The 615-nt window shown below is 60.2% G+C and carries 1 protein-coding gene; it reads right to left on the reverse strand.

Translation table 11 applies throughout. The annotated features are described in order from the left end of the window. Positions 1–615, reverse strand: a 615-nt coding sequence (gene clsB, locus HMPREF9538_RS07940; protein ID WP_009485750.1) for a cardiolipin synthase ClsB, incomplete at both ends; no start/stop codon positions are given.

Genomic DNA, 615 nt, shown 5'->3' on the forward strand with positions numbered 1-615 from the left:
GCCGGTAGCCAGCCGACCCATGCCGGGAAGTGGCGCAGAAAGTGGAAAGCCATCACGCTGACGCCCAGCCGCCACCAGTTGCGTTTCGGCAGCATCGTTTTATCGATCCGCTGGCAATCCCGGGCGATAAGCCCGTTGAGATTATCGCGCAGCGTCTGGTTAAACACCCGATCGTGGATGATCAGATTGGCTTCCAGATTCAGCGACAGGCTAAGCGGATCCAGGTTGCTTGACCCAACGGTGGCCCAGTGGTCGTCTGCCAGAGCGACCTTGCCATGCAGCGGGCGACGGCGATATTCGTAAATCTGCACCCCACCCTTAACGAGATAGTGATAGAGCAGGTGGGCGCCAAACTTCACAATGGGAATATCCGGTTCGCCCTGCACGATCAGCTTAACCCGTACTCCGCGCCGCGCGGCATTGCGCATCGCATGCAGCAGGCGGTAGCCGGGGAAAAAATAGGCGTTAGCGATAATCACTTCCCGGCGGGCGCTGGTCAGCATCTTCAGGTAGTGGCGTTCAATATCGTCGCGGTGTTCCTGGTTGTCGCGCCAGACGAACAGCGCCTGCGCCTCGCCGGGGGTCTGGTTAACCTCCGGCTGGTGGCGACGACGT

It is taken from the genome of Klebsiella sp. MS 92-3, from assembly GCF_000195655.1.
GTDB classification, from domain to species: Bacteria; Pseudomonadota; Gammaproteobacteria; order Enterobacterales; family Enterobacteriaceae; genus Klebsiella; species Klebsiella pneumoniae.